This window comes from Parabacteroides distasonis ATCC 8503, from assembly GCF_000012845.1.
In the GTDB taxonomy this organism is placed as follows: domain Bacteria; phylum Bacteroidota; class Bacteroidia; order Bacteroidales; family Tannerellaceae; genus Parabacteroides; species Parabacteroides distasonis.
Genome location: NC_009615.1, coordinates 4,296,116 through 4,322,172 on the forward strand (window position 1 = coordinate 4,296,116; position 26,057 = coordinate 4,322,172).

Sequence of the window (26,057 nt, forward strand, 5' to 3'; positions counted from 1 at the left end):
TCCGAAGCCTTGCTCGTGTTCATGTGGCAGTAATCTGATAATAGAAGAGCCCGAAAAACCAGAAACGTCTTGTTGCTGCGGAGATAAGTCATCTGCAAATAATTCAGGGGTAACGGAAATCAAGATATTGGGACCGGGGTGCGCCAAATGCAAATCAACCTATCAAGTTATTGAGAGAGTGGTCAGCGAAAACAAACTTGATGTGAAGCTTACGAAAATAGAGGACATTGCCGAAATAATGAGCTACAACATTATGGCAACTCCTGCGGTTGTAGTGGACGGTACTGTCAAAATAAAGGGACATGTTCCGTCTGAAAGTGAAGTAAAACAACTGTTGGGAATTTAATCTGTCTTGTATGGAGTTAAAAAAGGAGTTGAAAATTCTGTTATGGATTGTCGCTGTTTTTGTGGCAGTATTCTTTCTGCCACTTGACAGCGAACGGTTCATGACAGCCGTCACTGCAACGCTTGACCTTGCGAAGTGGTATGCAAGGGAGCACGTGGTTTTGTGCTTGCTGCCAGCCTTCTTCATTGCCGGAGTAATTGCCGTATTCGTAAGTCAGGGTTCGGTACTCAAATACTTCGGGGCTAATGCCAAGAAATGGCTCTCCTATACGGTAGCAGCCATTTCTGGTGGAATCCTTGCAGTATGTTCGTGTACTATACTGCCATTGTTCACAAGCATCTACAAACGTGGTGCAGGATTGGGTCCGGCAGTGGCATTCCTGTATTCCGGTCCGGCAATAAGCATTCTGTCGATTATACTGACGGCTCGTATTTTGGGCTTTGAAATGGGGGTGGCACGAATAATCGGTGCTGTACTATTCTCCGTTATCATCGGATTGGCAATGTCATTCATTTTCCGCAAGGAAGAGAAAGCCAAGAAAGAGGAACAGATGAATATCGTTCCGCCCCCAGAAAAACGTCCGATGTGGCAGACTTCGTTCCATTTCTTTACGCTGGTTCTTATCCTTGTATTTGCAAACTGGGGCGCACCTGCTTCGTCAGATACTGGACTCTGGTATTATATATTCACTTACAAGTGGTATATTGTCGGTGCATTGTCGCTGTTGCTTTGCTGGTCGCTTGTCCGAATACTGAAACTGCGAGTGCTTGGGGTGGTACTTGGCGCGATGGCTACTGCCGTTTCCGTCATCCTTGCCAATCTGTTTATTGATGATACAAAACTGATTCCACTTGTGCCGATGATTGTTGCGATTACCGCTCTCGCCGTCATCCTGCTCTTTGACAAACAGGATGAAGAAAACAGGGAATGGGCAATATCCTCGTGGGGCTTCGCCAAACAGATATTGCCGTTGCTGGCTATAGGTGTAGTGACAGCAGGTTTCCTGCTTGGCTCAACGCACGACAATACAGCCATTGCAGGTGTCATTCCGAACAGTTGGATAGAATGGGCAGTCGGGGGTAATTCGCTTTTGTCTAACTTCTTTGCATCGTTTACAGGTGCATTTATGTATTTCGCCACATTGACCGAAGTTCCAATCATTCAAGGTCTGTTAGCTTCCGGCATGGGTAAAGGTCCGGCACTGGCATTGCTGTTGGCTGGTCCGTCATTGTCTCTTCCGAATATGTTGGTCATCCGTGGTGTAATGGGTACAAAGAAGACCATTGTATATGTTACTCTTGTAATCGTAATGGCAACGGTTTCAGGCTTTATATATGGAAATCTATTTTAGAAATTATGAGAGTATTGATACTTTGTACAGGAAATAGTTGCCGCAGTCAGATGGCTCATGGCATTTTGCAATCATTGGATGATACGATTGAGGTCTGTTCGGCAGGCACACATCCTGTTGAACAAGTAAACCCTAATGCCATAGCGGTAATGCGTGAAATAGGCATAGACATATCCGAACATACTCCCACAGATGTAAGGCAATACCTTACCCAAGAATGGGATTATGTAATAACGGTATGCGGAAATGCCAATGAAACCTGCCCGGTATTTGCAGGACATGTCAAACATCGCTTGCACATCGGCTTTGACGACCCTTCCGATGTAACAGGAACACCCGATTTTATTAAAAACGAGTTCCGTAGAGTACGAGATAATATCAAGATGAAATTCTATGATTTTTATCTTCACATTAAGGGTCATTGCTGATGACCAATAAAGAAGAAGTTACCTCAGCATACATTTTCTTGTTCTACTCAATCTACCAATCACACGCTCCATTAGCAACATCGGCAACCTCTTTGTAGGTCTGCCGATGTTTTTATTACTCGGACATTCTGTTTTTCTTTCATCAGAATCACGCACATCACTTAACGAGTGCAAAACCTCCAAATTTTACTTGATAACAGACCATATGTTCAACAGAAAATAGTATCTTTGCACACATACAGAGTTATTTGACAGAAAAGCACTGCATATCGCAGAAGTTATGACCATTGCCAAGTCATTACCTCATATTTGTAAAACATATCATAAGTGGCTTATTCTTAATTAAATACTATTCTTGAATAGGATTTTTAATAAAAAAGGGACCTGGTAAAAATACTTCATTGGGATACCGATGGATTTATCTTATACCAGAAACGATTGGAAAGCGGCACTTTTGAACTGCCCCGTTTTAAGCCGGACGAAGGGCTATGTAAGCTTCAATGGGAAACTTTCTTCATGATAATCAGGGGTATCCCATTGCGTAGCAGACGGTTAAGGAAACGCTTTAAAATATAGCGATTGTAATTGTACGCTATTGACGTACAGATATTTAATCGCTATATTTTTTGGATAAACGCGTTATTATTCATACCTTTACCCCATGAATTACGGGCGGATAATAACCATGTTGGAAGAACAGTTGCGCTTTTCTAAAACTCAGAACGCGCAACTCATCGAACAAAACGCAAGACAGGCAGAACTGATCAGCCGGATGGCTTCTCAGATCGAGACATTGACCGCGTCCGTTCATTCACTCGAACAGGCTTTACTATCCAGGGACGCTTCCCTGGAACAGGCATTGGTTACTAAACGTGCGTTAGGAAAATTAATAAGCAATAAATCAGAAAAGATTGTTACAGCTCCACCTCCCTGTTCGCCATCAGATGAGACACCCCCAAAAAAAGTAGCCCCCTCCGCCAAGGAGCGTGGTAACAATAACGCCAAGCGCAAGGAGCATTTTGACTTGGAGGTGCGGGAACACGACATTTATCCTTCACGGTCCGGTTTCCAGCCTGAGCTTGGCAAGTTCCTGAAAACCGTAGACTCCATCCGCTATGAGCTCGTTCCTCCCCGTTTTATCAAACATATCCATCACCTGCATTATTATCGATACCGGGGAAATATCATATATGGCAATCTTCCTGCCACGCCCCTGCTCAATTCCTCTTATGACGCCTCCTTTATTGCCGGCATACTACAACTGCGTTATATCTACTCCATGCCGGTGGAAAGGATTATCAAGTTTTTCGGTGAAAGCGGTTTTGATATAAACAAATCCACCGCGCACGGACTGATAAAAAAAACAGCGTGGTTGTTCGACTCTCTGGAGCAGGCCCTGGGGGAGGCGGTCCGTCAGGATGAATATCTGCATATGGACGAGAGCTATTACACGGTATTGGAAAAGGGAAGCAAGTCCTCTACGGGGAAAGCCTCTCGCAAGGTCTATATCTGGGCGGCCCTGGCCAGTCATCTGAGGCTGGTCCACTTCTTCAATGAGAATGGTTCCCGTGCCAGAAAGGTCTTAACCCAATATATAAAACCGGATTATCGGGGAGCCATTCAAACGGATGGTCTGGGAGATTATAAAATACTGGAGACGGACGAATATCCACACGCCGTGCGTCTGGCATGCTTTCAGCATTGTAAACGAAAGTTCCTTGACATTAAAGAAAACAAGGATGCCCGAGAAGTCATAGAAATCATCAATAAGCTCTATCAAAAGGAACACGAGATGCCCGCGGGATACTCACCGCGGCAGATAATGAAATACAAAAAGAAGCACGCCTCTCCTATATTAAATGAATTAAAGCGGAAACTGCTGGCCATACAAGCGGAGAAGTCGACCTTGCCTAAAAGCTCTTTGGGGAAAGCGGTGAATTATGCCCTCAAGGAATATCCCGCGTTGTCGAATTATATACTTGCGCCGGAATACGAGCTGGACAACAATGCGATTGAGAGAATAAACCGGTACATCAGTTTGAGTAGAAGAAACTCACTCTTCTGTGGAAGTCATCAGGGCGTAAAGAGAGCCGCACTGATATATTCACTGGCATGCTCATGCAGGATGAACAATATCAATACTTTTGAATACTTTAAAGAATTACTCAACAAGGCTGTCTCACTGAATCCGAATACCGATAAAAATGTGTTGAGAGAATTACTGCCCGACAAATGGAAAAAAAGATAGCAACGCGGAGACGCTTACCGTTTCCCATTAAAACATGGTAGATGCAGAATGAAAATTGTAGATGTTATTCCATCTGCAACCACTATATAACATATTTATTTACAATAAGTATGAGGTTGAATTGTAGATATTGTAGATATTCTCATGAAATAATATTCCGGCTCTTAGGTTCAAGACATATGGGATCGCCATCATAAGGAAAAGATAGTAAATTTTGTAGTCTCCGGATCAATTTATAACCAGAATTATACATGCAAAAAAGGCACTCCCGATAAAAGGAATGCCTTTTGGACGTTATTCAAAGAATAGATATTATTCGACAACTGAAGATTGATTTGCGCTACCCCAATCAAGAACCTTTGTCTTAACAAACAACTCAACAAAGTCTGTTGGAGGAACAGTAGGATCATCATATCCTCTACCGGCTAAAGTTGCGTCAATACTGTAAATTATATTACGATGGATCTTTCCATCCTTTAAATACTCAGCCGTAGCTGCTGCCATTTCATTCGTCGCAGCAATTTTAATAGGCCAATATGCTGTTTTCTCCGCATAGTTGTATACTGCATCACTTCCGCTCTTTTTAGCATTTTCGAGCTTATAAGTACCTTTAACTACAATTTCAGTTGCAAGATCCTCTGGTTTGAAATTTTCAGCACCATTCATTTCACGAGCAGCCTTAACTTGGGGATTTTCGAACACATAGAATTTAGGGGCGATTGTGATAGTCGCAGACACACCATCTTCAGTTGCGATATTCTGTACCAATGCGGTGGCTGGTAAACTGGCCTTGTATCCTTCAATAATAGAACCTCTCATATTCGTAAACATAGCGTCATCATTCACGAAATCTCCTCTATAACCTGAAGCATAATCTGTAGCATTAGCAGCATAAGTTGCGGACACATTACCCCATACGGTATTGCTAACGACATTCCACCAGCTATTGCCATTACCCATATCTGCTGCATTGGACTTCGTCCGCCCATGCATGATGAATACACATTCTGGTACAATCGTCGCAATTCCTTCAACGTATACATCTTTTGCAGCTCTAGTCATGTCTAAGCTAAGTCCCGTAAAATCAATGCGCGCTACATTTCTTATCAAGTACAAGGGATCTGCTACAAGAATATGTTCACCTTCTCCCGCTGTTTTAGTATATCCATAATAGTTTTTACCTGCTTGTAAAGTGAATGGATCAGACAAACCACTACTCATTGGTAAATAGTTTTCTGCGAATCCGGCAGCTGGCATCGTATATACAGGAGATACAAAGTTGTCAATTGTTGTACCAGCCAGTGAGATTTCAGGCATATTAGCAAATGCGATAGCACGTAATTGCGCACCTTCTGTCAGTCCGGCAAATTGAACCTCATCATTATCCGCAGCAGCATCCTCATTGGCAATATCAGAGGTTGAAGCGACAAGCGCTCTAGTTTCAGCATCATAAAGAGCAACTGTTAAGTTTGTAATTTTAGCTTCATTTTCAGTCTGTGTCCCCTCCGCTGCAGCTTTAGTCAAACTTCTAGCCACATTTTTCACAGAAATAGTCAGTGTTGCGTTATTTTCCCCTGTTTGCGGTTGATCCGGTCCTACGATAGGATCATCCTCGTTTGAACACGCCGCGAACACGCAAGCGATCATTGTCCCGAATAATAAGTTTCTAAGTTCTATTGGGGAATGGTTATAGGGGGTTGTTCTTTAGTTGATTAGGCTTTTGTTGTGTGAAGGGAAGTAACAACTCAGTAGTATTAATTACCCTCAACGTTACTTCTTTAATCGAGGTTTTTATTACATTTGCCGTATGATCTCCCGTCAGGGCGAGACTCCGCTGGAAAAAACAATTTATGTATTGAAGAATATGAAATCTATTTGATATGTCCCCATTTAAAGAAAAAGAGGCATACTTCCGACGCTTGCTCGACGTAGCGAATGTGAATGCCTTGTCCCCCAAGGAGCGTGCGACGTACGATGAGAATCTGAAGATCTACCGTGACTGGAAGGCCACGATGGAGTACGCCGTGGAGGAGGCGGAAACAAAAGGTAAAGCAGAAGGTGAGCGTTTGGCTACCCTACGCAACGCTCGTAACATGAAGAAAGCCGGTGTCGATCTTTCATTAATCGCCGAATGCACGGGGCTTTCGTTGGAAATAATACAAAGTCTCTGATCTGATAAGCCAGTTGCGGACTGAAACTATAGCGGATGACACGGATCTTGGGGAGAAGTATCTTTCTTGATCCGTGCCATACGAATCTGAAGTAATATCCGTCTCATGCGTCTAATACGCCATTAAACCGGTCTATTGCCTGTCTTTTACTAGCATCGATGATTTTCGCGTATACTTGTGTGGAGATGATGTTCTTGTGTCCTAGTAATTTACATACTGTATACAAGTCAATGCCAAGAGCTAGTGAAAGAGTGGCGAAAGTATGGCGGCTTACGTGAAAGGTCACTTTCTTGTTCTTGATGCCGGCGGCTAAAGTCCAGCCTTTTAATACCTGACATATAATCGTGAGGCTAGGTAGATGGAATATCAAGCCGAGCCTGTCATTGTCATTCTCATTCTCCCTTGCGGGAAGGTATTTTATCGCTTCCTCGGACAATGGGAGATAAATAGCCTCTTTCGTCTTTCTTTGTATGATTTGTAAACGGAATTTATCATTTCCTTCTTTTTGCATATCTTCCCATCTAAGAGCGGTCAAGTCGCTGATCCGGAGTCCGCAGAAACAGCAGAACAGAAAAGCCTTTTTTACCTCTGGGCATACGCAATCTGTCCGGATTAACCTCTTTAGTTCCTCTAGGGTCAAATAAGTACGCAGGCTGGTAGGTTTGTGGGGTTTTTCGTCTGTATCCAGCGAACCACAAGGATTCGAGAGGATCAGTCCTTTTTTGACCGCCTTATTGAGTGTGACATTCAGGAGCCGGTAATAACCGTGAATCGTGAAGTCGCTTTTGAGGTAGGGTTGTTTACGCAAGTGAGCGATGAAACCTTTCACGAAACCGGTATCTATGTCCTTAAGCAGGCATTGCGGCATATAGTCTCTAAGATGATTGGCCAGACTTCTTAATCGTAGAGAATAGGCTTTGTCGCCATGCGCAGATTTATCGGTGGACAATTCCGAGAGGAATTCTAAAAGTGTTTTTTTCCCGAGCCCGTTTATCATACGGACACCGTAAATCTCGTTCTGAAGATCAATGATCCGTTGTGCCTTGATACTATTGGCCAAGCGCAAAGTGATCCGGTTCTTATCACGGTCTTCAGGGAAACGTTCCGGGGTGAGGTAGAGCTTGAGGAACTCATAATACCTCTTCCCTTTGTAATAGATGTCCAGATATATGGACAGGTTTGCGTTCGACAGTTTCTTGAACCGGAGCTTTACGGGCTCTTTCGCTTTCATCTCATTCTTTTTTCTTGCCATGATTTTGCTGAATTTAAGTGATTATGTATATTTGTTACTAGGATGATCCGAGTACCACCCCGGTAGCATAAAATACACGGATTGAGCCTGTTTTTGTAGGTGAAAGTTGCAAAAGGTAGGGAAACCTATCACTTTTATGAAATTGATACATTTGTCTCTTATTATAGAGAGTTCTGCCTATCAGCACCACGATATATCCTTTCTATTTTTGTCACATATTAATGTGAGAACAAAAAATATTATACTATGAGATTCAAGAAATACATTCTTTTATCGTTGGTGCTATGCGGATTTGCCGCTTGTTCCGATGATAATGAAATAGAAATTCCAAAGGCTCCTGTCTTGGAGAAAGCTCAACTAGCTTTGGCTATCAAGAGTGAGGAGGGGGCGGTTACGAAGACCGGAGAAACTACTCCAACGGATGCGGACGTGAATACGCTAACGGTTGGGGTGTTTGGAGTTGATGGATGGAGTGTGATATATACAAAAGATGCTACTCCTAACTCTGATGGGACAAAGGATGTCGGTCCGCAAGAAGTGTATGCGGGTGAAGCTCATGTAGTGGTTGTGGCGAACGCTGCTCCTGTTATCCAAACCGAATTGGCAAAGGCTAAGGATATAACTGACTTTATTGAAACAACAATCAATCTGTCTGACGAGACTTTGACAAAAGGCTTGACGATGAGTAGTAAAGTGCTTGACGTGACATTAGTGGCAAATACGACCAACTATATTGGTTATGATGATGAGGTTGGTGATATAACGGTAAAAGATATTTCTGGTAAGGAAGTTTATGGCGCAGGCCCGGTTCCCTTGGTTCGAGATGTCGCTTCGATCGCTTTGGCTGGTGCAGACATAGGTAATCCAGAAAATGCGAATTATGAAAGTAAGTCCTTCGTTTTGAAGGAGGTCTTTATCGCTAGTGCGAAAGGTGTATCAAGCGTAGCTTCTACTGAGGAGTGGGGGACGATCGAGAAAGATTTTTTTGGAGATACCCATTTTGGATACTTAGATTATAAGGTAGGTCTACTATTTCTAACGTCTCCGAATAATATCGACGAAGGTTCTTACAAAAAAGGACTCCAGACGAAATATGACGCATTGGCAAAGAAGCATGTTGAGAATGATCCAGCCTTGAATCATGAATTTTATGTTTACGAGAATACAAAGGGTGAGGTGAAGTCCGGTGAATCTAACGTCAATGAGGCTTATGCCAACCATACCTTATTGATCGTAAAAGGTGATTATACCTATCTCCCGCAAGGTGCGAAAGAATCTATTACGAAAGAGAATTGTTATTATGCGATTCCTGTCGGAGAAGAAGTGACGATTGATGGCACGGAAAAAAGGAGTAAGTTTTACGTCCAACGTAACTACAAATACGAGATCTCTTTAACGATTATCGGCCCCGGTTCCGAGATCCCATACGACCCGATGATCTCCACCAATGTGAGCGCATCCGTGAAAGTGGAGCCATGGAACGTGAAGACTATCCATGAGGAAGTAGAATAAAGCAATATAGGGTAAAATAATTGATAAGAAAAAATTAGGATTATGAAACACATACTGTTTACAAAGGAATTGCTTCTCTTGGTTGTGGCTTTGTTCGCTATTATAGCGACTAGCTGCATCAAGGAGGATTTGGATCAATGCTATACGCTCAAACTGAAGGTCGAGAATATCAAGGGAGACGATATAACGGAATACGGATGGATGGAATCTACCGATCTGTATATATTCGACGAGAATCTGAATTACTTGGAGAAACGTCGCTTGGATAAGAACTTTATCCGTTCTCGCAATGAGATTGTTTTGGATGGCTATACCGCCGATCGTAGTTTACGTATCGTGGCATGGGGCAACGTGAATGCCTTGGGTGAAAAGCAATCCGTATCGGAGGCCCAGACCATAGAGGACTTGAAAGTGATGTTGAAAAGCCAAGATGGTTTGGCAGTTACCCCGGACAGCCTTTATTATGGTAGCGAACAAGTGTTGACAAAAGCCGGAGGCGTAGCGAAGGAGACTGAGATCGTGATTCGTCCGAAAGTGGGTACGGTCACGATCGAGACCCGAGGGTTGCAAGAGCAACTCGGCAGGATGGGGTTGAGAAGTTCCGTGGATTGCGACTTCTACTTGAATAATACATTAAGTGGTTTTGATTACCGTGGCACGCAGATTGGCGATAGCGTATATTATAATCCGGAAGGTGCGTGGAACGAGTCCGGGGTTGAATGGATAACCCCTACTATGCAAACCGCTTGTCCGGGACAGGATATGGCTGTGTCGATAAGCGCCAATGGAGTCTCGTTAGGCTCGGCCAAGGTAGACGAGAATGGTGATCCTATTTATACGAGCGCGGGAGAGAATACCCATCTGATCCTTGAATGGGGTGAGGGCGGAACCTTATCCGTCCGGGCAACCGTTCGTCCTTGGGGAGTAGTGGAAGAAGATATTCCGATGCATTAAAGGGTACCTCATCATATATAATTAAGAAATACGATACGAACATGAAATTATTAGCGAACATATTTTTATCCGGTTTGGCGATTCTCGCTTGTGTGAGTTGTTCTAAAGATGAGGATCCGGTTCTTCCCTTGGAAGGCGCTAAGCTGTCCGTCGCTGTCAAGGCGTCCGGTACGGCTACGAAAGCCTATAACCCCAATGACGTGAATGAGTTGGAGGGTGAGGCTTATATCAATAATTTGGCAGTGGTAGTATTTAATGAGACCGGTACGGAACTGCTCGGTTATAAATGGGAGGCTCTTTCCGGGGCGGAACATTCCGCCATAATAGCCGATGTGCCGACAACGAAGGCTGTCCGGGCACGGATCATTGTCTTGGCGAACGTACCGAGAGATTTATTATCTACCGTTTCTACCTACGATGAGTTCCAGACTCGCTTGGTAGACCTCTCCTCGCAATCGCAAACGAACCTAACGATGAGTAGTCAAGTGATCGTTACAAAATCCGCTTTATCTGAGGAAGATAACTATTTAGGATATACGGATCTTGGCGATCAGAATGTGGATGGCATCTCCGACCCGATCCTTTTGACCCGTGTAGCCGCACGTATTGATTTGGTGAATATATCCACTCGTTTTGCCGGAACGCCGTTCGCCGGACGTGAGGTGCGAATCGATGCGGTAGGTATCTACAATATGAAGACAAAGTCTTACTATTTCAGTGAGGCGGATTGGGGAGAGACAGAGGCTCCCGATGCCGTGCGAAATTCGGAAGATACCTCGTTCGAGGATCTGTTGGTAAATGATGGCACTTCGATATCCAATACGCCATTCGTTCATTATGTAATGGAAAATATGAAAAGCGACGATCACACGATGATCGCCGTAAAAGCTACCTTACGGGGAAATTCCAGTTATCAGGACCATACGAAAATCTTCACGGCGGTGATCAATGCGGGTGGCTTGCAGAACGGCTATGATCATAATTTCATCCGTCGCAACTACGTTTACCGTCTCCGTATTTATTTTGACGGCGAAAGTTTCGACAATATTCCCGTAACGCCAGACCCGGGCCCAGGTCCGGATCCGGAACCCGAGGTAGATACCAACTTGAATATAGCCGTGCAGGTAGTAGGCTGGGGCCCGGTAATGCAACATCCGGTAATAGACTAAGTAATGGAATCATAGGGAATGAAATTTAGTATAAACAAGAAAAAACATAAGGATATGAAACTAAGACATTTATTATTAGCCTCCTTCGCCGCATGCGCTTTCGCCTCCTGCTCGGACGATAGCTCGAATGGCATCGAGATACCGGAAGAGAACTATCAGATGATAGACGCGAACGTCTCTCTTACCGCTACGGCTTTGGATGGGATACAGACAAAAGCGGCTGATGCAGGAGAAAATGGCAGTAATAACGAGCAATTTATAAAGAGCCTGACCGCTTATTTATTTTATGCGGATAATGACGATGATGCGGCTAACGATAAATTTGCGGCCATGAAAACAGTGGAAGCTTCCGACTCTAAAAAGTTGCGAACGATTGAAGATATCGTTGTTAAAGTGAAGGCTACGGCGGCAGGTGAAGTTTCTTCTACGCAATTGAAAGTGGTGATCTTCGCGAATACAGTGCTTGATAAAATTCCTTCTACATGGGGGGATATAACGAACGGCAAGCTTTCGAATATCGTAAGTTTTGCGGATGTACATGCGTCAACTCAAGCTACTTATGTCCCGATGTTTAGCCAGATTGTCACAATCGGTAGGCTTGTGGCAGGGACGGATTACGATAATTGGGTAATAGCTAATGATCAGTCTGTTAAAAATACAAAACAAGCTAATATAGGCTCCAGTCATACGACAATCACTAAAGTCGGCGACCAATGGACTGAGGGTGAAGCTTATTATCCTGTGGAGAACTCGGCTGATAATATTTCCTTAACTCGCCATGTAGCCCGTGTCCAACTTCAAGCTATTGATTGCGACTTCAGGAACAATTATGCTAACGCATCATTTGAGTTGACAGATGTATATATTGCCAACGCTAGCAATACTTCCCTTATCTATGCTGACGCAGAACCGTATAGTTTGGATAAAGCTACCACTTATTCTCATGGTTGTAGTTATCACCGAGATGATTATTTTTTAGTAGCTGGTACTACAGATGTAAAGGCTTTGCATAAGCAAATGGATAAGGGGATAGATATCGCAATGACGGGTCATGATCATGCCTCAAATATGAATGAGGATGGTTCCATAAATTATAATGGTAAAAGTTGGTTCTTGTTTGATGATAAAACAGTTAATGGGGATGAAGCTCATAAAGAGATGCCTCAATTTTATGTGTTTGAAATGAAGGGGGATAAATCGATGCCTTCAGATTCGGATAAAGGTGATTCTCCATCTGGAAAAATACAGACCATGTTAATTCTTCGAGGCAATTGGTATCCAAATGGAAAAACGGAAGGACTCGGTAATGATGTGGTTAAAAGAGATCGCTACTACCGTATACCGATTAAACAAGATGCGACAAGTGTTGTTATCGGTGTACAACGTAATACTATCTATAAGATATATGCTACGATAACCGGTGAAGGCTCTAAAGACCCTGACACAAGTGAGTTAAATGCTTGCATCAGTTTCAGTATTAAGGTTGAGCCTTGGAAAGTCATCACGCAAACAGAGGATGATGTTAATTGAATAGGCTATTTTATATTTAAATAAACAGCGAAAGGCGGGGTTCGGAATTTCCGGACTCCGTTTTTTGTCCTATGATGGATGGATTTGCGCCCTGCATAGGTATCCCTATCGCCTAAGATAGCTTTAACCACACCCCCAAAAAGCATTTTCTGATATGCTAGTTTTACCCCTTAAAGTTGAAAGTTACGCCTATCGTGCCGAATAATGGATTCCTCTAATTTTGCTAGCGTAAAACAAGAGAAAAATTCAATCCATTATGAAAATAAAGAATATACTAGCATTATTATGCTTCCTTTGTATTGGAGTGTCCTGCTCCATGGAAGACGATATTTTGAGTGGTGTGGATACGAAAGGACCTGCAGGTATCGATGCCACAGAGCTTTATGCCTCATTAGATCTCTCTCTCCTTGTAGGGAATTCGAATGTTACTACGAAAAGCTCTGAACTTACTGGGCCAACTGACGGAACGGAGGAGAATATGACGAAGGATGAGAGATCTGTTTCTGATTGTTACATCGCTATCTTTAAGTATGATTCCAAGACTAAGAATGTAGGGGACTTTTTAACTTCTTATTATTCCTCGAACGGATCGATAAGCGAATCCCTAATTTTTAAGATTCCAAAAGATAAATCAGAGCGTACGGATCTCAAGATCGTGGTAATCGCGAATGCGGCAGCGTCCGTATCCAAATATGGCTTAGCTTCAGCTAGCCAGATTTCTTATGCGGATTTAAAGGGTAAGACCTTGGTTGAGGTTCCTAATGTTTTTGTAAAAGTAGGGGAAACTGAAATAGCAAAGGGAGATGGAGGAACCTACCCGGATAATAAAGGAGGTGTCTACGTGAACATATCCGAGAAGATTCTGGGTTTGGATCAACCCGCTAATACCCCTGTCGAGGTAAAACTTATCCAACGTACGGCGGCTATCATGTTGCAGCAGTTTAAGATTCTAAAGTCTGATGGGACTGAGTATGATAATGTGGAAATCAAAGGTTTATCTTTGCTGAATTCTAAGACTATAGGTCAAGTAGCGGGTGAGGTTTCTTCTGGTGAGAAATTATACGGAATGCAATCCGTTAATGGCACTACAGAACGTTTGTATAGCTATGAAAATACCTCATCTAGTCAGCCAACAACATTGAAGATTGATTATGTGTATAATAATGGAGAAACAGGAAGTTGTAGTTTCCCGATAAAATCCCGTTTGAGTGAGGCTTCTGATCCTAAGGCAGAAGTATGGGCCGGTTATCTGTATAAGTTGACGGTGAAGCTTACGAATGCTGCTGTCGATGTAACTGTGAAATGTGTGACACAGGATTGGGTGTTTAATAAAGATCATGAGCTAGAGTTTACATTCTAAGGAATAATAGGGTAATAAATAAAAATATAGAGTTATGAGATTTAATGTAGTTTTATTTATGTTGATAGTGGCCCTATTGGGAGGGTTGTCCACTTGTTCCTCTGAGGTACCGATCGGTTTTGATACGGATGAGCTGTCTTTTGATATGTCTTTGGTTTTATTGACGGGGGATATGCAGACAAAAGCATCGGATCCTAATTACACATATGCCACAACGGAGGAGCTTACGATTCAGAATTGTCATGTGGCTGTTTTCGATAAGGATGGTAAACGTATCTATTTTAAGAATTTCTATTCAAAGGATTTGGGAGAAATGAAAACTATCGGTAATCTATCCGGCTATGAATTACAATTGGAGGGTGTACGTACCTTCGGTAAGGAGGACAAAAAGGTATCGGTGTTGGTCGTGGCGAATGCGAATAATGCGAATAATTCGCCATTTGATAACTTAACCACCTATGATGGTGTGGATAATAGTTATACGGCAAAAACAATAGCAAAAGGACCTGTTACAGCTTCCCTATTGGTGAAAATCGGGAAATCGGAAACTACCTTAAAATATAATCAGGATAATGCGCCTGTAACAGTCTCATTGATTCAGCTTAGCGCTAAAATAGAATATACGGGGGTTTATAAGAAAGAGAACGGCGAGTTACTAGAAGGATTCTCATTAACGAAAGTGGCTGGCTTAAATGCTAGTTCGAAGATCACTATTTTTAATACGTCTGCTGTAGAGAATGGAGCTTTCTCGGATTTGGCTTATCCTACGACTAAGCCAGTTACGTTTTATACGTATGAAATTAGTGATGCGTTTAAAGAGGTTATATTGAGTGTGCAAAGCGGAGTAGAGCCAAAGGAATACCCTTTTCCTGCCAATAAATTTATAAAGGGTAACTACTATAGGATAAAAGGTTTAAAATCTTCTACGGAAATAGAATGGGTTTTAGAAAATGTTGAAGACAAGGAAGTCACACTTGACCCTTTTGAATAATAGAATGGATGTCTAATTGCTAAAAAAAACAAGATGATGAAACGATATATTATTTTTTTATTAGGACTGTTGATCTTGGGTGCTTGTGCGAATGATGAGTATTTGACTCAAAGAACAGAAGTGAAAGAAGGTATTCCTACAGTAGTGAAATTATCTGTGGGGGCGGGTATTAGTGATCAGATTGAGACGAAGTCTTTTTTGGATAGTGATGTTTCTGATTTATATGTGTTTTCTTTTAAAAAGAGTACTGATGAGTTTTTAGCCGCTCAAAAGTATAAGGACCTTTCTGGAACTACTATATCTTTCTCTACTCAGTCTGGAGAGCAACAGATTTTTGCGATAGCGAATGTGAACTATGATATGTTTCCGGGACTTTCGGAACAATTGGAGGAGTGGTTGACAAAGAATCCCTCAAAATCGGAGTTGAAATCCCTTTTAGCGGATATTGGAGGTGATAATGCGGTCCAGTTCGCGAATACGACTTCATTGGTGAGTGGATTATGGAAAAAGGATGATGATACACAAGATTATTGTACGGTCAAAGAGGACGGGACGTTAGTAGAGAAAGGCCGAATTATCTTAAAGCGAGTAGCGGCCAAGGTGAGCTTTAAGATTACGGTGGCAGAGGGACGGGAGTTCCATTTGAATAGTTACCAAGTTTGTGAAGTTCCTAAGCAGGTAAGCGTATGGGAAAATGCTACCTTAGGGGCGATGGGTAGTTATTCAACACCGGAACTGACCATATCCAAAGATATAGGTGTAGTCGTTTTCTATATGCCTGAAAATATAGCTACAGGAAAAGAGGGCTGTAATACCGCAGATGCCCGAGAACAACTATCGAAGGGTTCTTTAAGACGCTCAACTCCAGAACAACGAGAATTCACATATGTTGATAAGCCTGCTACGTATGTGTTGCTAAAAGGTTCTTATTACGAAAAAGAGGGTGATGGGAAAGAAACCAGTGCGGAAGTTGTATATTGCGTCCATTTAGGTTTAGGAGCGGGGAGTGGCGATGGGGTTGATCATACAGATTTCTCAACCAATCGTAATACGAATTATACATACAATATCGAGGTAAGAGGGGTTAACAGTATAATGACGGAAGTTACTGCTGATAATAGTAATGTTTGGCGGCAAGAAGGAGATGTTACGATTTCGGGAGAAGGAAGATCAATGCTATTAGACGCTCATTTTGAGGTAAGAAAAATCCGGTTCAGTAAAACAGATTTTAAGACTACGGATTTAAAAGCTTATGTAAAAGATCCTTTAACTGATTTCCAATTGACAGAGTTTAAAGATTTAAAAAATGAAGAATCAAAAAATTGGGTTTCTTTTAAATCGCTTAAGGATGTACCTGCAAAAGAATACTATAAGTATCCTGCGAATGGGGAGGGGGTGCTAGGTGTTGAAGAATTATTGAGAGAGTTAAATAAATGGGCAAAGGGGGAAAACTCTGCTCTATCTCCAACGAACGAGGATTTTATTGAATTTGTTTGTTTTGTGAATGAGTATTATTATCAAAGCATAGAGTGGCCTAAATTCGTGAATACCCTTGATCGTGAATTTTTTATTATGGATAAAACACAGGAACAGACATCAGGAGGAAATAGTACCCTTACTTCGGATGCCTTGTTCGTGATCAGACAGCGTTCTATCCAGACGGTGTACGATTTAAATAAAGGGATAGATTATAATGCTTGGGGTATTGAGACCGTAAACGAGACGGGGTTGTTTAGTACTTCAAGTAATCCAAGTAAAATTAAGGATATGTCTTATGGCCGTTTAAATCTACCGCCAAAGTTAAATAATGGGAATTGGAGTACTTTTTTAGATTATTCAAAAGAAAGTAACTCTAGCCAGATCATTACCGGTACTGGTACTGGAAATGCGTATTATGCCTGTTTACAAAGAAATAGAGATGAGAATGGAGATGGTAAGATCGATCAAACGGAAACGAAATGGTATCTAGCTTCTTCCGGGCAATATATCTCGTTATGGTTGGGGCGTTCCTCTTTATCTGAGGAGTCTTCTCTTTTTAATATAGGAGATTGGAAAAGTGAAGATTTTACGACTAACATCCCACCTGAATATCATTATGTACCCAGTGATAGAACTGGAAAAACTGTCTTTTGGGCGGAAGAAGGAATTACAATAGGTGGTGATGATGATGGACATACGTTGGGAAGTGTTCGAAATTATCGTTGTGTACGTGATTTGAATAAAAAAGGGGAGGATAAGACTAATTTAGAGGCTGTAAAGGCACCTAAGACGCTTTTCAGCATATCTTCTGCTGATGATGCTACTGTTACCGTGACGTTTGACTATATGAATGTAAATTCATTAAAGCCCGCTCCTTCTAGAGGAGAATTGGATCCACATAATGAACGTGATAATGATATAAACAGGGTTTATAAGTCTTTTAGTATTGTTAGAGGGGCTTTGTCGCAGACAGGTTATAACTGGAACAATCGCACGAAGCTTAAAAATCCGTGTGAAAAACTTATGGGTGAGAAGGGCTGGCATATGCCAAATCAAGTGGAATTATCTGTTATTTATCTGGTTGGAACTGATGCGAGTGCATATTCATCTATATATGACAAAGGATTTTTTAAAGACTTAAAAGCTAACGTGATTTTAGCTCGTACTTCATATAGTGGTATAGCCCAAGGTGGTAAATCCGGAGAACATGCTTATAAATTGCGTGCAGGAGGAGCTGTTTCTTTAGTGAAGAAAGATGGCGATAGAGGTTATATCCGTTGTATAAAAGATAACTACAAATAGAATCAATTCATACGAAAAACTATTCTTTAATATATCTAGTTGTAGAGACGCAGCGTGCTGCGTCTCTCTCTATTTAACAGAAATCAATTTGACACTTTGTATCCTTAACTCCCGGAGAATCCCTTTTTTCGTCCCAACCTACGGCTTGTCTCCAAATACGTAAGAAAAAAACAGTAATTGCTTATCATATACGTAGATGCTGAAAAATGCCCTTTCGTCCTAGCTAAATTAGTTCATCGTAATTCATATCAAGTAGGGTGAAAAGGAGAAAAACAAGGCTTACGATTGGGGTGTAACAGTGCAAGAATGCCCATTCGCAACCGCTTATAACCCTATTCGCAACTGCTTACGATGCCCAACAGCACGGTTGGTGTTGCCCAACGCCACCGTATGTGTAGGCTTTTGCCTCCTAATGTGCGTTGAAAACCGTCCTTTTTTATCCTAAAGCATGAATAAATCGGCGCTCCATGTCTTTATTGTGTGGCTTTCGTTAAAAGGGAATGCCACGATATGCGTCTTATATTGATCAAAAGGATCAGATAATGTCCGTTTGGCTAACAGGTTGATCTTTGATGCTAAAGTGATATGAATGGCTTATTTTATCTAGACGAGATTTTTTATTCGGAAAATAGTCCTTACCTTTACGACATAGATACGTTGTCAAGTATTAATCAATCAAAACCCATACGAACTATGGAACATTACGTGAATATCATGTTGGATAGCGGCTTCAAGGCCGTCTTTGGAGACAAGCAAGTAATGCAGTATGATCTCCCGTCAAGGAGAGAAGGGCCCGGAGTGGAAATACGACCTGCTCCCGGTATATGGAATCTACCTGTTGAACTTCAGCCTTCCCGAGTTCCCTTCATGGCGAACGGACGTGGTTCTGGCAAACGAGCAAACAGGTAAGACTTTTGGGCGGATCCGGCTGAAACAGATCTATATCTCTTTCGAGCGATTCGATTTGCGTTACGAGGAGTGCGTTACTCCGTTAGAAAAAACAATTTATGTACTGAAAAATATGAACCTGTTTGATATGTCCCCATTAAAGGAGAAAGAGGCCCACTTCCGCCGTTTGCTGGACGTGGCGAACTTGGGTGCCCTCACCCCGCAGGAGCGTGCCATCTACGACGAGAACTTGAAGATCTATCGGGATTGGAAGGCTACGATGGAGTATGCGGTGGAGAATGCTGAGGCGAAAGGTAGCCGCTTGACCGCTTTACGTACTGCTTGGAACTTAAAGAGAATCGGCTTGGATCCCTCTGTGATCGCCCAATGTACGGGGCTTTCCTTGGAGGAGATAAACGATCTGGAGAATCTCATTCGCAAGGAAGAGATTAAGTGTTAGATGTGGATGATATGGTATAACAGCTAAGGGGCAGGCTTACACAAGTCTGCCCCTTGCTGTCTTTATAAAGTATCGGTGTTCCTATCACCTTCTTTGAAATGAATAGGTGTTCTTATCAATCAAGGATAGTTGGTAGGTTTACCCTTTAAAGTTGAAACTCACACCTATCGTGCTAAGAATTGTTATAATCTATTTTTGTGATGCAAATTAAAAGTGAAAGGGATGAATAGGAGAGAACTCGTGAAAACATTGGCTGATAAATTGTCGGTTACGCAAGCGGAGGCGATGCGCTTTGTTCAAGCTTGGGAAGAGACTACGACAGAGGCTTTGGAAAGTGATGGTTCTTTGATGCTATTGGGCTTTGGAACGCTCTCCGCTTGGGAACAAACCGAACGGATCGGCAGAAATCCTAAGAATGGGGTGGCTTATATGATAAGAGCTCGTAAAAGCGTGAAGTTTAAGCCCGGTAAATTATTACTTAAACAGTTGAATGCGAGCTCGTCGAAGTGAAGGCATTCACGTATGTATAATAAAAACGAAAAAATATTCGATATGAAGAGAATTCTTTTCCTAGTCCTGCTCTTGGTAGCTACGACAGGCGTTTACGGCCAGAAGTTCGCGGTGAAGTCGAACTTGCTCTATGATGCGACTGCTACGATCAATTTGGGTGTAGAGGTTGGCTTGGCGAAAAAGTGGTCGCTGGATCTATCCGGCAACTATAATGGATGGAAGTTTGGTGATGAGGCTCGTATGAAACATTGGCTGGTACAACCAGAAGCTCGTTATTGGTTGTGTGAGAAGTTTAATGGACATTTCTTCGGCTTGCATGCGCATTATGCGGATTACAATGTTGGAGGCCTAAAGTTCTTGAGCAAGAATATGGAGAATCACCGTTATCAAGGTAATTTGTATGGCGCCGGACTCTCTTATGGTTATCAGTGGTTGTTAAGCGATCGGTGGAGCATGGAAGCCGTGTTGGGTATTGGTTGGGCGCATCTGGATTATGATAAATATCCTTGTGCCACTTGCGGAACCGTATTGAAAAGCGATACGAAAGATTATTTCGGGGTTACGAAAGCCGCTATTTCTATTATTTACTTTATTAAATGACCCAAGCGATGAACAAGAAGATAAATGCATATATGATGGCGGCTATGATGGCCGTCGTGTCTCCGGCAATCATGGGACAGACTGCCTCGGATGGGGTTAAAGTGATTTGTAACGACGTGGTACAGAAGGGTGACTCGGTATATATCGATGCCGTGGTGACGGTAAGTAGCGATGCGGTGAAATCCCGTAGCTATTTGGAACTGACCCCCGTCTTGGAATCGGCTTCGCAAAAAGAGGGGCTTCCTTCTATTTTGGTGAACGGACGTATCCGCCAGAAAGTATATAACCGTGAGGTCGCCTTGGATAATTTGAACGACGTACCTCATTATACTATCTTGAAAGCCGGGAAGGAAGATCAAGTGGTAAGTTATAAAACCGCCGTGCCTTTTGAGGATTGGATGAAAGACGCACGTGTCGTATTAGACCCGAATCTATGCGGTTGCGGTAAGGAAGAGGCCGGTAGTCCGTTATTGATCGCGGACAAGATTCGTCGTCGTCCGGATAAGCGCTATGAGGTTCAGCCTACATTCTCTTATATCACGCCGATGGCAGAGACGGAGAAGCATCGTGCGGAAGTCGGTACGGCTTTCTTGGACTTCCAAGTGGGTAAATATCAGATTCTTCCTGATTTCCGTAATAATGCAGTGGAGTTGGCGAAGATCAATAATACGATCCGTACCGTTACAGAGGATAAGAACGTGAAACCGACAGGTATCGTACTGAAAGGATATGCCTCACCGGAAGGCTCTTACGCTAGTAATAAGAAATTGGCGGATAATCGTGTCAAAGCGTTACGTGACTATATCCGCCAGAAGAATGACTTCAAGGCTGATTTCTTCACGATGAGCTCGGAACCGGAAGATTGGGTCGGTTTTAAGGAAAAGGTAGAGGCCGATCCGAATGTGCCGAATCGTAGCGAGGTATTGGCGATTATCGATAGCTCGGATGATCCGGATCGCAAGGAGGCTAAGTTACGTGCCTTGGGTGGTGGCGCCGCTTTCCGTTATGTGTTGAAAGATATTTTCCCTTCGTTACGTCGTTCGGAATATAAGATTGATTATACGGTACGTGAGTTTACGGTGGATGAGGGGCGTGAGATTATCAAGACTCGTCCGCAACAGCTAAGTTTAGGGGAGATGTTCGCGGTGGCTAACAGCTATGAGATCGGTAGTGACGAATATAATAATGTATTTGATATCGCTGTCCGTATGTTCCCGAATGATCCGGTAGCGAATCTTAACGCTGCGAATATCGCTATGGGCAAGGGTGATTATGCTTCCGCTAAGAACTATTTGGCGAAAGCGGGGAACGCCCCAGAGGCGGTTCACGCAAAAGGAGTGTTAAGTATGTTGACCGGTGATTTGGCAGAAGCGGAATCTCTATTGAAGCAGGCTCAGGATATGGGCGTAAAGGCCGCAGCTATAAATTTAGAGGAATTACGCAAGAAAATAGAGGATAATGCGGTATTTGATAGTTTCAACGCTGTAAAATGATAGCTATTCCTCCCTACGTATAGGGCAGAAGGCACTTAATTTGTAAATGTCATGAAAACAAATATTAATAATAATTTCTTTTATATGGAACAAGCATCAGATGTAGTAGAGTTGGTTCTGCCTCATGAGGTAGATAATCCAAACAATGTCTATCTGTATCTGGAAGGAGATGCTTGGTGCGCATACGAACGTTCAGCCTACTATCTGACTCAGATGGAGGTACCGGTTGTATTAAAGAAAGAAGTAATCCACGATGACTATGACGTGGTCTTACTGAAAGCTTTTTTCGCCGTGAATGATATGTATTTGCCGCTTTCTCCCACGGCTGTGCTGAAGTTGGTTGCCGACGATAAGCTACAGTTCCAGATAAGGGATAGGGTAGAAGGTTTTTCCGAATGGAAAGAGAATGAGTTAAAAAAATTATCTGCTTGATAAGGAAGCGAACGCTTCTTATTTAAGCATGTAAAGTTGAGGGGTGTAAGGGTCCTGGAAAGTAGTGATACTTTTCAGGACTATTCTTTTGTATGGGATGCCTCCCTGTAAATGATTACCCGGCAATCCGGGGAGAGAGTGACAGTGAATTGGTCTCCCAAAGCCTCGTTGAGAGTTCCTTGCCACCATGAGGTGAGCTTTCGTCGGCGAATGGGCCAACGGAGTCCTTCCGTACTAATCTCCCCTTCGGGATAAAGAACGAAAATGGAGATTTGTTGTCCCGGATAAGAAGCGAAGGTTGTTGTTTCTAAGATAGGAGTGAAAAGGCCATAGTCGGATAACATCTCCACCCGCTTGAATAAGTGGGCATAGTCCATAAGAAGGGATATATTTCCCAATGTATGATCCTCACGCAATCCGGTAGCTCCTAATATGAGAACTTCTCGATAGCCTTGGGTATGGGCGAAACGGACGGATTTGGTGAGGTCGTTGATCTCTTGGTCCTCTACATGATGGATTCGGTCTGCGTAGCGTTCGCGCAGGCCGGCGGGTATGCTGTCCAAGTCTCCTACGATAGCGTCCGGATGAATACCCTTTTCATAAAGTGTCTTTACGGCTCCATCACAAGCGATAATCGTTTTCGCTTCCTTTAATAATCTCAAGGGTAACTCAGCGGAAGGAAATCTCCCATTCGCTACGATCACACATCCTCCTTCCAGACTTTCCATATTATCTCCCATAATTCAAAATTCATAATTCAAAACTCTTCCCCTTTCTTCCGCCAATTGTAATAGCCTACTATGGCTAGTGTCGCATAGCAAAAATAGAGTAGCATCGTCGGATACAAGCCCCGAAGGTAATAAAGATATACGGAAACGAGGTTTACGATTACCCAAAAAATCCAATGCTCGATAATTCGCCTTGCCAGCATCCAAGTAGCGACAATGCCTACCGACGTGGTGAACGCATCGCCTACGGGGATGGGAGAGTCCGTGAATTGATGAAGGAGATACCATAAGATGGCGAATACAACGGCCAATGTTCCGATAATCCCCACGAAAAGCGGAAGGCTCAGATGGGTGTATAGGATACGGTCGGAGGGAAGACTGTCGTTTTCCGTGTGTGTCTCATGTTTCTTCCGGGTCCATTGATAGAAACCGTATATGCTGATTCCTACGTAATAGGTTTGCAATCCCATGTCCGCATAGATCTTAGCGGACAGGAAGACAAATACATACACGAGGGAGGTGAGGAATCCCACCACCCACATGGCCTTATGTTGTTTAATCTCTAGAAAGAGATAGAGTAGACCGGTTATTACTCCGAAGTATTCTAGCCAAACCATTTTAGTAATTGAAAATTAAGTTAGAATTTGAAGGTGATCCTGGCCATGGCGTTCGTGCCGGCTTGGGTGAAATAACCGTCATCCTTTTTACGTGTGCCGTTTTCGATATACGAGTATACCCATGCGTTGGTCTCGTACTTCTCGTTGAAGAGGTTGTTGATAGTCACGTCTAGGGTTATTTCTTTCATGAACTTAGGCTGGAAGGCGTAACCGATACGTAGGCTATTGATAAAGTAGGGATCGATGGAACGATCCTTGCTGCTTGAATTGTCTATGTATTGGCGGCCTACTACTTGCGAGTTGAAACTAGCGATAAATCCTTTGTAAGCGAAATCGAACATGCTGTTTGCGATTAGGTCTGGGGAGAAAGCGATATTCGTTGTACCTAGATCGTTGATCTCTTGTACTCCGGTATCCCAGTTATCCACGTATTCCACGAAATGCTTGATTTTATTTTGGCTGAGGGTTACGTTCGCGTTCCAATTCAGCCAAGAGGTGATTTGTACACCTCCGGTAAGCTCGATGCCCATTCGGTAGCTATCCTTTATATTGGAAGTGAGGGCCTCACCGATCTCGCTGATCTTGCCGGTCAGGATTAATTGGTTGTTGTAATCCATGAAATAGAGATTGGCTCCAACCCGGAAACGGTTGTTACCAAAACTATAACCGGCCTCGTAATCATATAAGGTCTCGTGGGTAGGACGTTCTTCGGGGCCTGCCTCCGTGAAATTGTCACGGTTCGGTTCCCGATTTGCGACGGAGAAAGAGACGAATGCGTTATGGCCGTTATTATGGAAGTTTATACCGGCTTTCGGGTTGAAGAAGTTCCAGTTCTTATGAATGTCCAGCTCTTCCTCGGCTTTGTCATCGTTTCCCTTAATGGTGTAATGGATCCCACGGTATTGTAAGTCCAGATAGCCGGTGAAAAGAGGGGAAAGACGTTGGGTCAATTTTGCGTATGCGTTGTAGTCTAATTTCTTACCGGTATTGCGGTAATATTCGTAATCCGGTTGTGGCAAGACGTTTGCGCTTTTGGTCCACATTACCCGGCCAAAATGGTCGCCTACATAGTTGTTGACGGCGGTTCCCAGCGTAAGGCGGGTATTGTCACGTTGATAGTTCGCGCTATAAACGGTCCCATAGAAATAATTGTCGAGCCATTTACGGCGCACGAGGTCGGTCTTTTTTACGGTATTACCCTCCGGATCGATATATTCCGGTAGCTTATAACTGCTGAATTTGGCTTTCGATTTATAATCCTCGTAATATCCGTTACCATCGGTGTAATGAAGGGTCAGGTTCATATTCCAGAAATCTCCGATACGCTGGCTGGCCATTAAATGGTAGTTGTGTTGCCAATAATTATCCGTCTGATTGTTATAAAACTTCTTCACTCCATCTTCCTCATATTCTCCGCATGGATTATAGCTACGATCTGTGTCAAGTAAATAAGACGGAACACCGTTCCATGCTTGATAGGTCTTCTCGCTGTTCCCGAAGGCTTGGAATTTAATCAATGTATTATCGGCATAGAAAGCGGCGGAGGCATAGTAAGAGCTCATACGGGCGGAGGCACGATCGATAAAGCCGTCGCTACGGATATTGGAGTAGCGGGCGTCGAAAGCGAAATGATCGTAAAGTAATCCGGTACCGCCTTTTACCGTATGCTTCAGCGTACCGAAAGAACCTGCTGATACGGAATATTCGCCGTAAGGCTTTAAGGACGGTTTCTCGGTTTGCATGGCGACCGTAGCGCCAAAAGCCGCGGCTCCGTTCGTAGAGGTTCCGGCACCTCGTTGGATCTGGATCGATTCTACCGAGGAGGCTATATCGGCCATATTAGCCCAGAATACGGTATGAGACTCGGAGTCATTAACCGGTACGCCATTGATCGTGATATTGATACGGTTCGCGTCTGTCCCCCGGATACGAAAACCGGAGTAACCTATACCTGTTCCGGCATCCGAGGTCATGATAACAGACGGGGATTGGGAGATAAGGAATGGGATACCTTGCCCGTTGTTCCGGCTGCTTAGCTCTTGTTTGGAGATGTCGCTATAAGCTACCGGGGTTTCTTTCCCGACTTTGGTAGCGGTAATAACTACTTCATCCAAAGATACGTCTTTTGAGATTTTCAAGGAGTCGACCGGACTGGGCATTTGTGCCTTGACGGTTGTAGCCAGTAAGGAGCCGGCCAAGATAACCAATACATTTTTCATCTTTTCATCTTTTTGCT

22 protein-coding genes and 1 pseudogene are annotated in these 26,057 nt (G+C 43.1%); 18 read left to right on the plus strand and 5 right to left on the minus strand.

The features are described 5' to 3' along the window. Positions 1-118 precede the first annotated feature (118 nt). From BDI_RS21295 to tnpC, 5 genes are all read left to right on the plus strand, one after another. Positions 119-346 (plus strand): thioredoxin family protein, encoded by a 228-nt coding sequence (locus BDI_RS21295; protein ID WP_041525701.1) that lies wholly within the window; start codon positions 119-121, stop codon positions 344-346. 10 nt (positions 347-356) lie between these two features. Further along, on the plus strand, positions 357-1,697 hold the full coding sequence (locus BDI_RS17550) for a permease (RefSeq protein WP_011967355.1): 1,341 nt from the start codon (positions 357-359) through the stop codon (positions 1,695-1,697). A 5-nt stretch (positions 1,698-1,702) separates the two neighbouring features. Then, positions 1,703-2,125 (plus strand): arsenate reductase ArsC, encoded by a 423-nt coding sequence (locus BDI_RS17555; protein WP_011967356.1) that lies wholly within the window; start codon positions 1,703-1,705, stop codon positions 2,123-2,125. A gap of 420 nt (positions 2,126-2,545) precedes the next feature. Further along, positions 2,546-2,701: an IS66 family insertion sequence element accessory protein TnpB gene (gene tnpB, locus BDI_RS20525; RefSeq protein WP_338417110.1), complete on the plus strand. Its 156-nt coding sequence runs from the start codon at positions 2,546-2,548 to the stop codon at positions 2,699-2,701. 85 nt (positions 2,702-2,786) lie between these two features. After that, the gene (tnpC, locus tag BDI_RS17560; protein WP_011967357.1) at positions 2,787-4,373 is read left to right on the plus strand and encodes an IS66 family transposase; all 1,587 of its coding nucleotides are present in this window, start codon (positions 2,787-2,789) and stop codon (positions 4,371-4,373) included. 312 nt (positions 4,374-4,685) lie between these two features. Here tnpC and BDI_RS17565 read toward each other — a convergent pair whose 3' ends face one another. After that, entirely contained in the window at positions 4,686-6,020 is a 1,335-nt protein-coding gene (locus tag BDI_RS17565) for a fimbrial protein (RefSeq protein WP_011967358.1), read from the minus strand. A gap of 109 nt (positions 6,021-6,129) precedes the next feature. Here BDI_RS17565 and BDI_RS17570 point away from each other — a divergent pair. Next, positions 6,130-6,544: pseudogene (locus BDI_RS17570) on the plus strand (PD-(D/E)XK nuclease family transposase); the annotation flags it as partial. A 103-nt stretch (positions 6,545-6,647) separates the two neighbouring features. On the opposite strand, the gene BDI_RS17575 reads toward BDI_RS17570, so the two are convergent. Continuing rightward, complete coding sequence (locus BDI_RS17575) at positions 6,648-7,796, minus strand: site-specific integrase (RefSeq protein ID WP_011967359.1); 1,149 nt, start codon at positions 7,794-7,796, stop codon at positions 6,648-6,650. A 246-nt stretch (positions 7,797-8,042) separates the two neighbouring features. Here BDI_RS17575 and BDI_RS17580 point away from each other — a divergent pair, with 246 nt between their 5' ends. The 12 genes from BDI_RS17580 to BDI_RS17635 all read left to right on the plus strand — a co-directional run bounded on the left by BDI_RS17580 (position 8,043) and on the right by BDI_RS17635 (position 22,476). Further along, positions 8,043-9,308: a fimbrial protein gene (locus tag BDI_RS17580; protein ID WP_008779213.1), complete on the plus strand. Its 1,266-nt coding sequence runs from the start codon at positions 8,043-8,045 to the stop codon at positions 9,306-9,308. Between the two features lie 42 nt (positions 9,309-9,350). Beyond that, positions 9,351-10,262 (plus strand): FimB/Mfa2 family fimbrial subunit, encoded by a 912-nt coding sequence (locus BDI_RS17585; protein ID WP_005859428.1) that lies wholly within the window; start codon positions 9,351-9,353, stop codon positions 10,260-10,262. Positions 10,263-10,303: 41 nt separating this feature from the next. Then, positions 10,304-11,431: a fimbrial protein gene (locus BDI_RS17590; protein ID WP_009016908.1), complete on the plus strand. Its 1,128-nt coding sequence runs from the start codon at positions 10,304-10,306 to the stop codon at positions 11,429-11,431. Positions 11,432-11,485: 54 nt separating this feature from the next. Next, the gene (locus BDI_RS17595) at positions 11,486-12,961 is read left to right on the plus strand and encodes a fimbrial protein (RefSeq protein ID WP_011967360.1); all 1,476 of its coding nucleotides are present in this window, start codon (positions 11,486-11,488) and stop codon (positions 12,959-12,961) included. Between the two features lie 256 nt (positions 12,962-13,217). Beyond that, entirely contained in the window at positions 13,218-14,321 is a 1,104-nt protein-coding gene (locus BDI_RS17600) for a hypothetical protein (protein ID WP_011967361.1), read from the plus strand. Positions 14,322-14,355: 34 nt separating this feature from the next. Further along, positions 14,356-15,312, plus strand: a complete 957-nt coding sequence (locus BDI_RS17605) for a fimbrial protein (RefSeq protein WP_009275397.1) — start codon at positions 14,356-14,358, stop codon at positions 15,310-15,312. 33 nt (positions 15,313-15,345) lie between these two features. Further along, positions 15,346-18,093, plus strand: a complete 2,748-nt coding sequence (locus tag BDI_RS17610) for a DUF4906 domain-containing protein (protein WP_041525619.1) — start codon at positions 15,346-15,348, stop codon at positions 18,091-18,093. Between the two features lie 766 nt (positions 18,094-18,859). Then, positions 18,860-19,441, plus strand: coding sequence for a PD-(D/E)XK nuclease family transposase (locus tag BDI_RS17615; RefSeq protein WP_011967363.1), 582 nt, complete (start codon positions 18,860-18,862; stop codon positions 19,439-19,441). A 222-nt stretch (positions 19,442-19,663) separates the two neighbouring features. Then, positions 19,664-19,951 (plus strand): HU family DNA-binding protein, encoded by a 288-nt coding sequence (locus tag BDI_RS17620; protein WP_005867570.1) that lies wholly within the window; start codon positions 19,664-19,666, stop codon positions 19,949-19,951. Positions 19,952-19,993: 42 nt separating this feature from the next. Continuing rightward, positions 19,994-20,551, plus strand: coding sequence for a DUF3575 domain-containing protein (locus BDI_RS17625; protein WP_005859412.1), 558 nt, complete (start codon positions 19,994-19,996; stop codon positions 20,549-20,551). An 8-nt stretch (positions 20,552-20,559) separates the two neighbouring features. Beyond that, a complete protein-coding gene (locus tag BDI_RS17630) occupies positions 20,560-22,044 on the plus strand; it encodes a DUF3868 domain-containing protein (protein ID WP_011967364.1) in 1,485 nt (494 codons plus the stop codon). A 51-nt stretch (positions 22,045-22,095) separates the two neighbouring features. Further along, complete coding sequence (locus BDI_RS17635; RefSeq protein WP_009016915.1) at positions 22,096-22,476, plus strand: hypothetical protein; 381 nt, start codon at positions 22,096-22,098, stop codon at positions 22,474-22,476. An 80-nt stretch (positions 22,477-22,556) separates the two neighbouring features. Here BDI_RS17635 and BDI_RS17640 read toward each other — a convergent pair whose 3' ends face one another. From BDI_RS17640 to BDI_RS17650, 3 genes are read right to left on the minus strand one after another with little or no spacing between them, the layout of a single operon-like run. Then, positions 22,557-23,216 carry a thiamine diphosphokinase gene (locus BDI_RS17640; protein ID WP_005859406.1) on the minus strand — a complete coding sequence of 220 codons (660 nt, stop codon included), beginning with the start codon at positions 23,214-23,216 and terminating at the stop codon, positions 22,557-22,559. A 17-nt stretch (positions 23,217-23,233) separates the two neighbouring features. Then, complete coding sequence (gene pnuC / locus BDI_RS17645) at positions 23,234-23,821, minus strand: nicotinamide riboside transporter PnuC (protein ID WP_012056059.1); 588 nt, start codon at positions 23,819-23,821, stop codon at positions 23,234-23,236. 20 nt (positions 23,822-23,841) lie between these two features. Next, positions 23,842-26,040 carry a TonB-dependent receptor gene (locus BDI_RS17650; RefSeq protein ID WP_012056060.1) on the minus strand — a complete coding sequence of 733 codons (2,199 nt, stop codon included), beginning with the start codon at positions 26,038-26,040 and terminating at the stop codon, positions 23,842-23,844. Between the last annotated feature and the right edge of the window lie 17 nt (positions 26,041-26,057).

Bases quoted from the DNA above. Each gene is read 5' to 3' on its own strand.
- BDI_RS17625 (WP_005859412.1), top strand. From the start codon at position 19,994: ATGAAGAGAATTCTTTTCCTAGTCCTGCTCTTGGTAGCTACGACAGGC.
- BDI_RS17555 (WP_011967356.1), top strand. From the start codon at position 1,703: ATGAGAGTATTGATACTTTGTACAGGAAATAGTTGCCGCAGTCAGATG.
- BDI_RS17565 (WP_011967358.1), bottom strand. From the start codon at position 6,020: ATGATCGCTTGCGTGTTCGCGGCGTGTTCAAACGAGGATGATCCTATC.
- BDI_RS17595 (WP_011967360.1), top strand. From the start codon at position 11,486: ATGAAACTAAGACATTTATTATTAGCCTCCTTCGCCGCATGCGCTTTC.
- BDI_RS17550 (WP_011967355.1), top strand. From the start codon at position 357: ATGGAGTTAAAAAAGGAGTTGAAAATTCTGTTATGGATTGTCGCTGTT.
- BDI_RS17590 (WP_009016908.1), top strand. From the start codon at position 10,304: ATGAAATTATTAGCGAACATATTTTTATCCGGTTTGGCGATTCTCGCT.
- BDI_RS17635 (WP_009016915.1), top strand. From the start codon at position 22,096: ATGAAAACAAATATTAATAATAATTTCTTTTATATGGAACAAGCATCA.
- BDI_RS17610 (WP_041525619.1), top strand. From the start codon at position 15,346: ATGATGAAACGATATATTATTTTTTTATTAGGACTGTTGATCTTGGGT.
- BDI_RS17575 (WP_011967359.1), bottom strand. From the start codon at position 7,796: ATGGCAAGAAAAAAGAATGAGATGAAAGCGAAAGAGCCCGTAAAGCTC.
- tnpC (WP_011967357.1), top strand. From the start codon at position 2,787: ATGAATTACGGGCGGATAATAACCATGTTGGAAGAACAGTTGCGCTTT.
- BDI_RS17600 (WP_011967361.1), top strand. From the start codon at position 13,218: ATGAAAATAAAGAATATACTAGCATTATTATGCTTCCTTTGTATTGGA.
- BDI_RS17605 (WP_009275397.1), top strand. From the start codon at position 14,356: ATGAGATTTAATGTAGTTTTATTTATGTTGATAGTGGCCCTATTGGGA.
- BDI_RS17650 (WP_012056060.1), bottom strand. From the start codon at position 26,040: ATGAAAAATGTATTGGTTATCTTGGCCGGCTCCTTACTGGCTACAACC.
- BDI_RS17620 (WP_005867570.1), top strand. From the start codon at position 19,664: ATGAATAGGAGAGAACTCGTGAAAACATTGGCTGATAAATTGTCGGTT.
- BDI_RS17580 (WP_008779213.1), top strand. From the start codon at position 8,043: ATGAGATTCAAGAAATACATTCTTTTATCGTTGGTGCTATGCGGATTT.
- pnuC (WP_012056059.1), bottom strand. From the start codon at position 23,821: ATGGTTTGGCTAGAATACTTCGGAGTAATAACCGGTCTACTCTATCTC.
- BDI_RS17630 (WP_011967364.1), top strand. From the start codon at position 20,560: ATGAACAAGAAGATAAATGCATATATGATGGCGGCTATGATGGCCGTC.
- BDI_RS17640 (WP_005859406.1), bottom strand. From the start codon at position 23,216: ATGGGAGATAATATGGAAAGTCTGGAAGGAGGATGTGTGATCGTAGCG.
- BDI_RS17615 (WP_011967363.1), top strand. From the start codon at position 18,860: ATGATCTCCCGTCAAGGAGAGAAGGGCCCGGAGTGGAAATACGACCTG.
- BDI_RS17585 (WP_005859428.1), top strand. From the start codon at position 9,351: ATGAAACACATACTGTTTACAAAGGAATTGCTTCTCTTGGTTGTGGCT.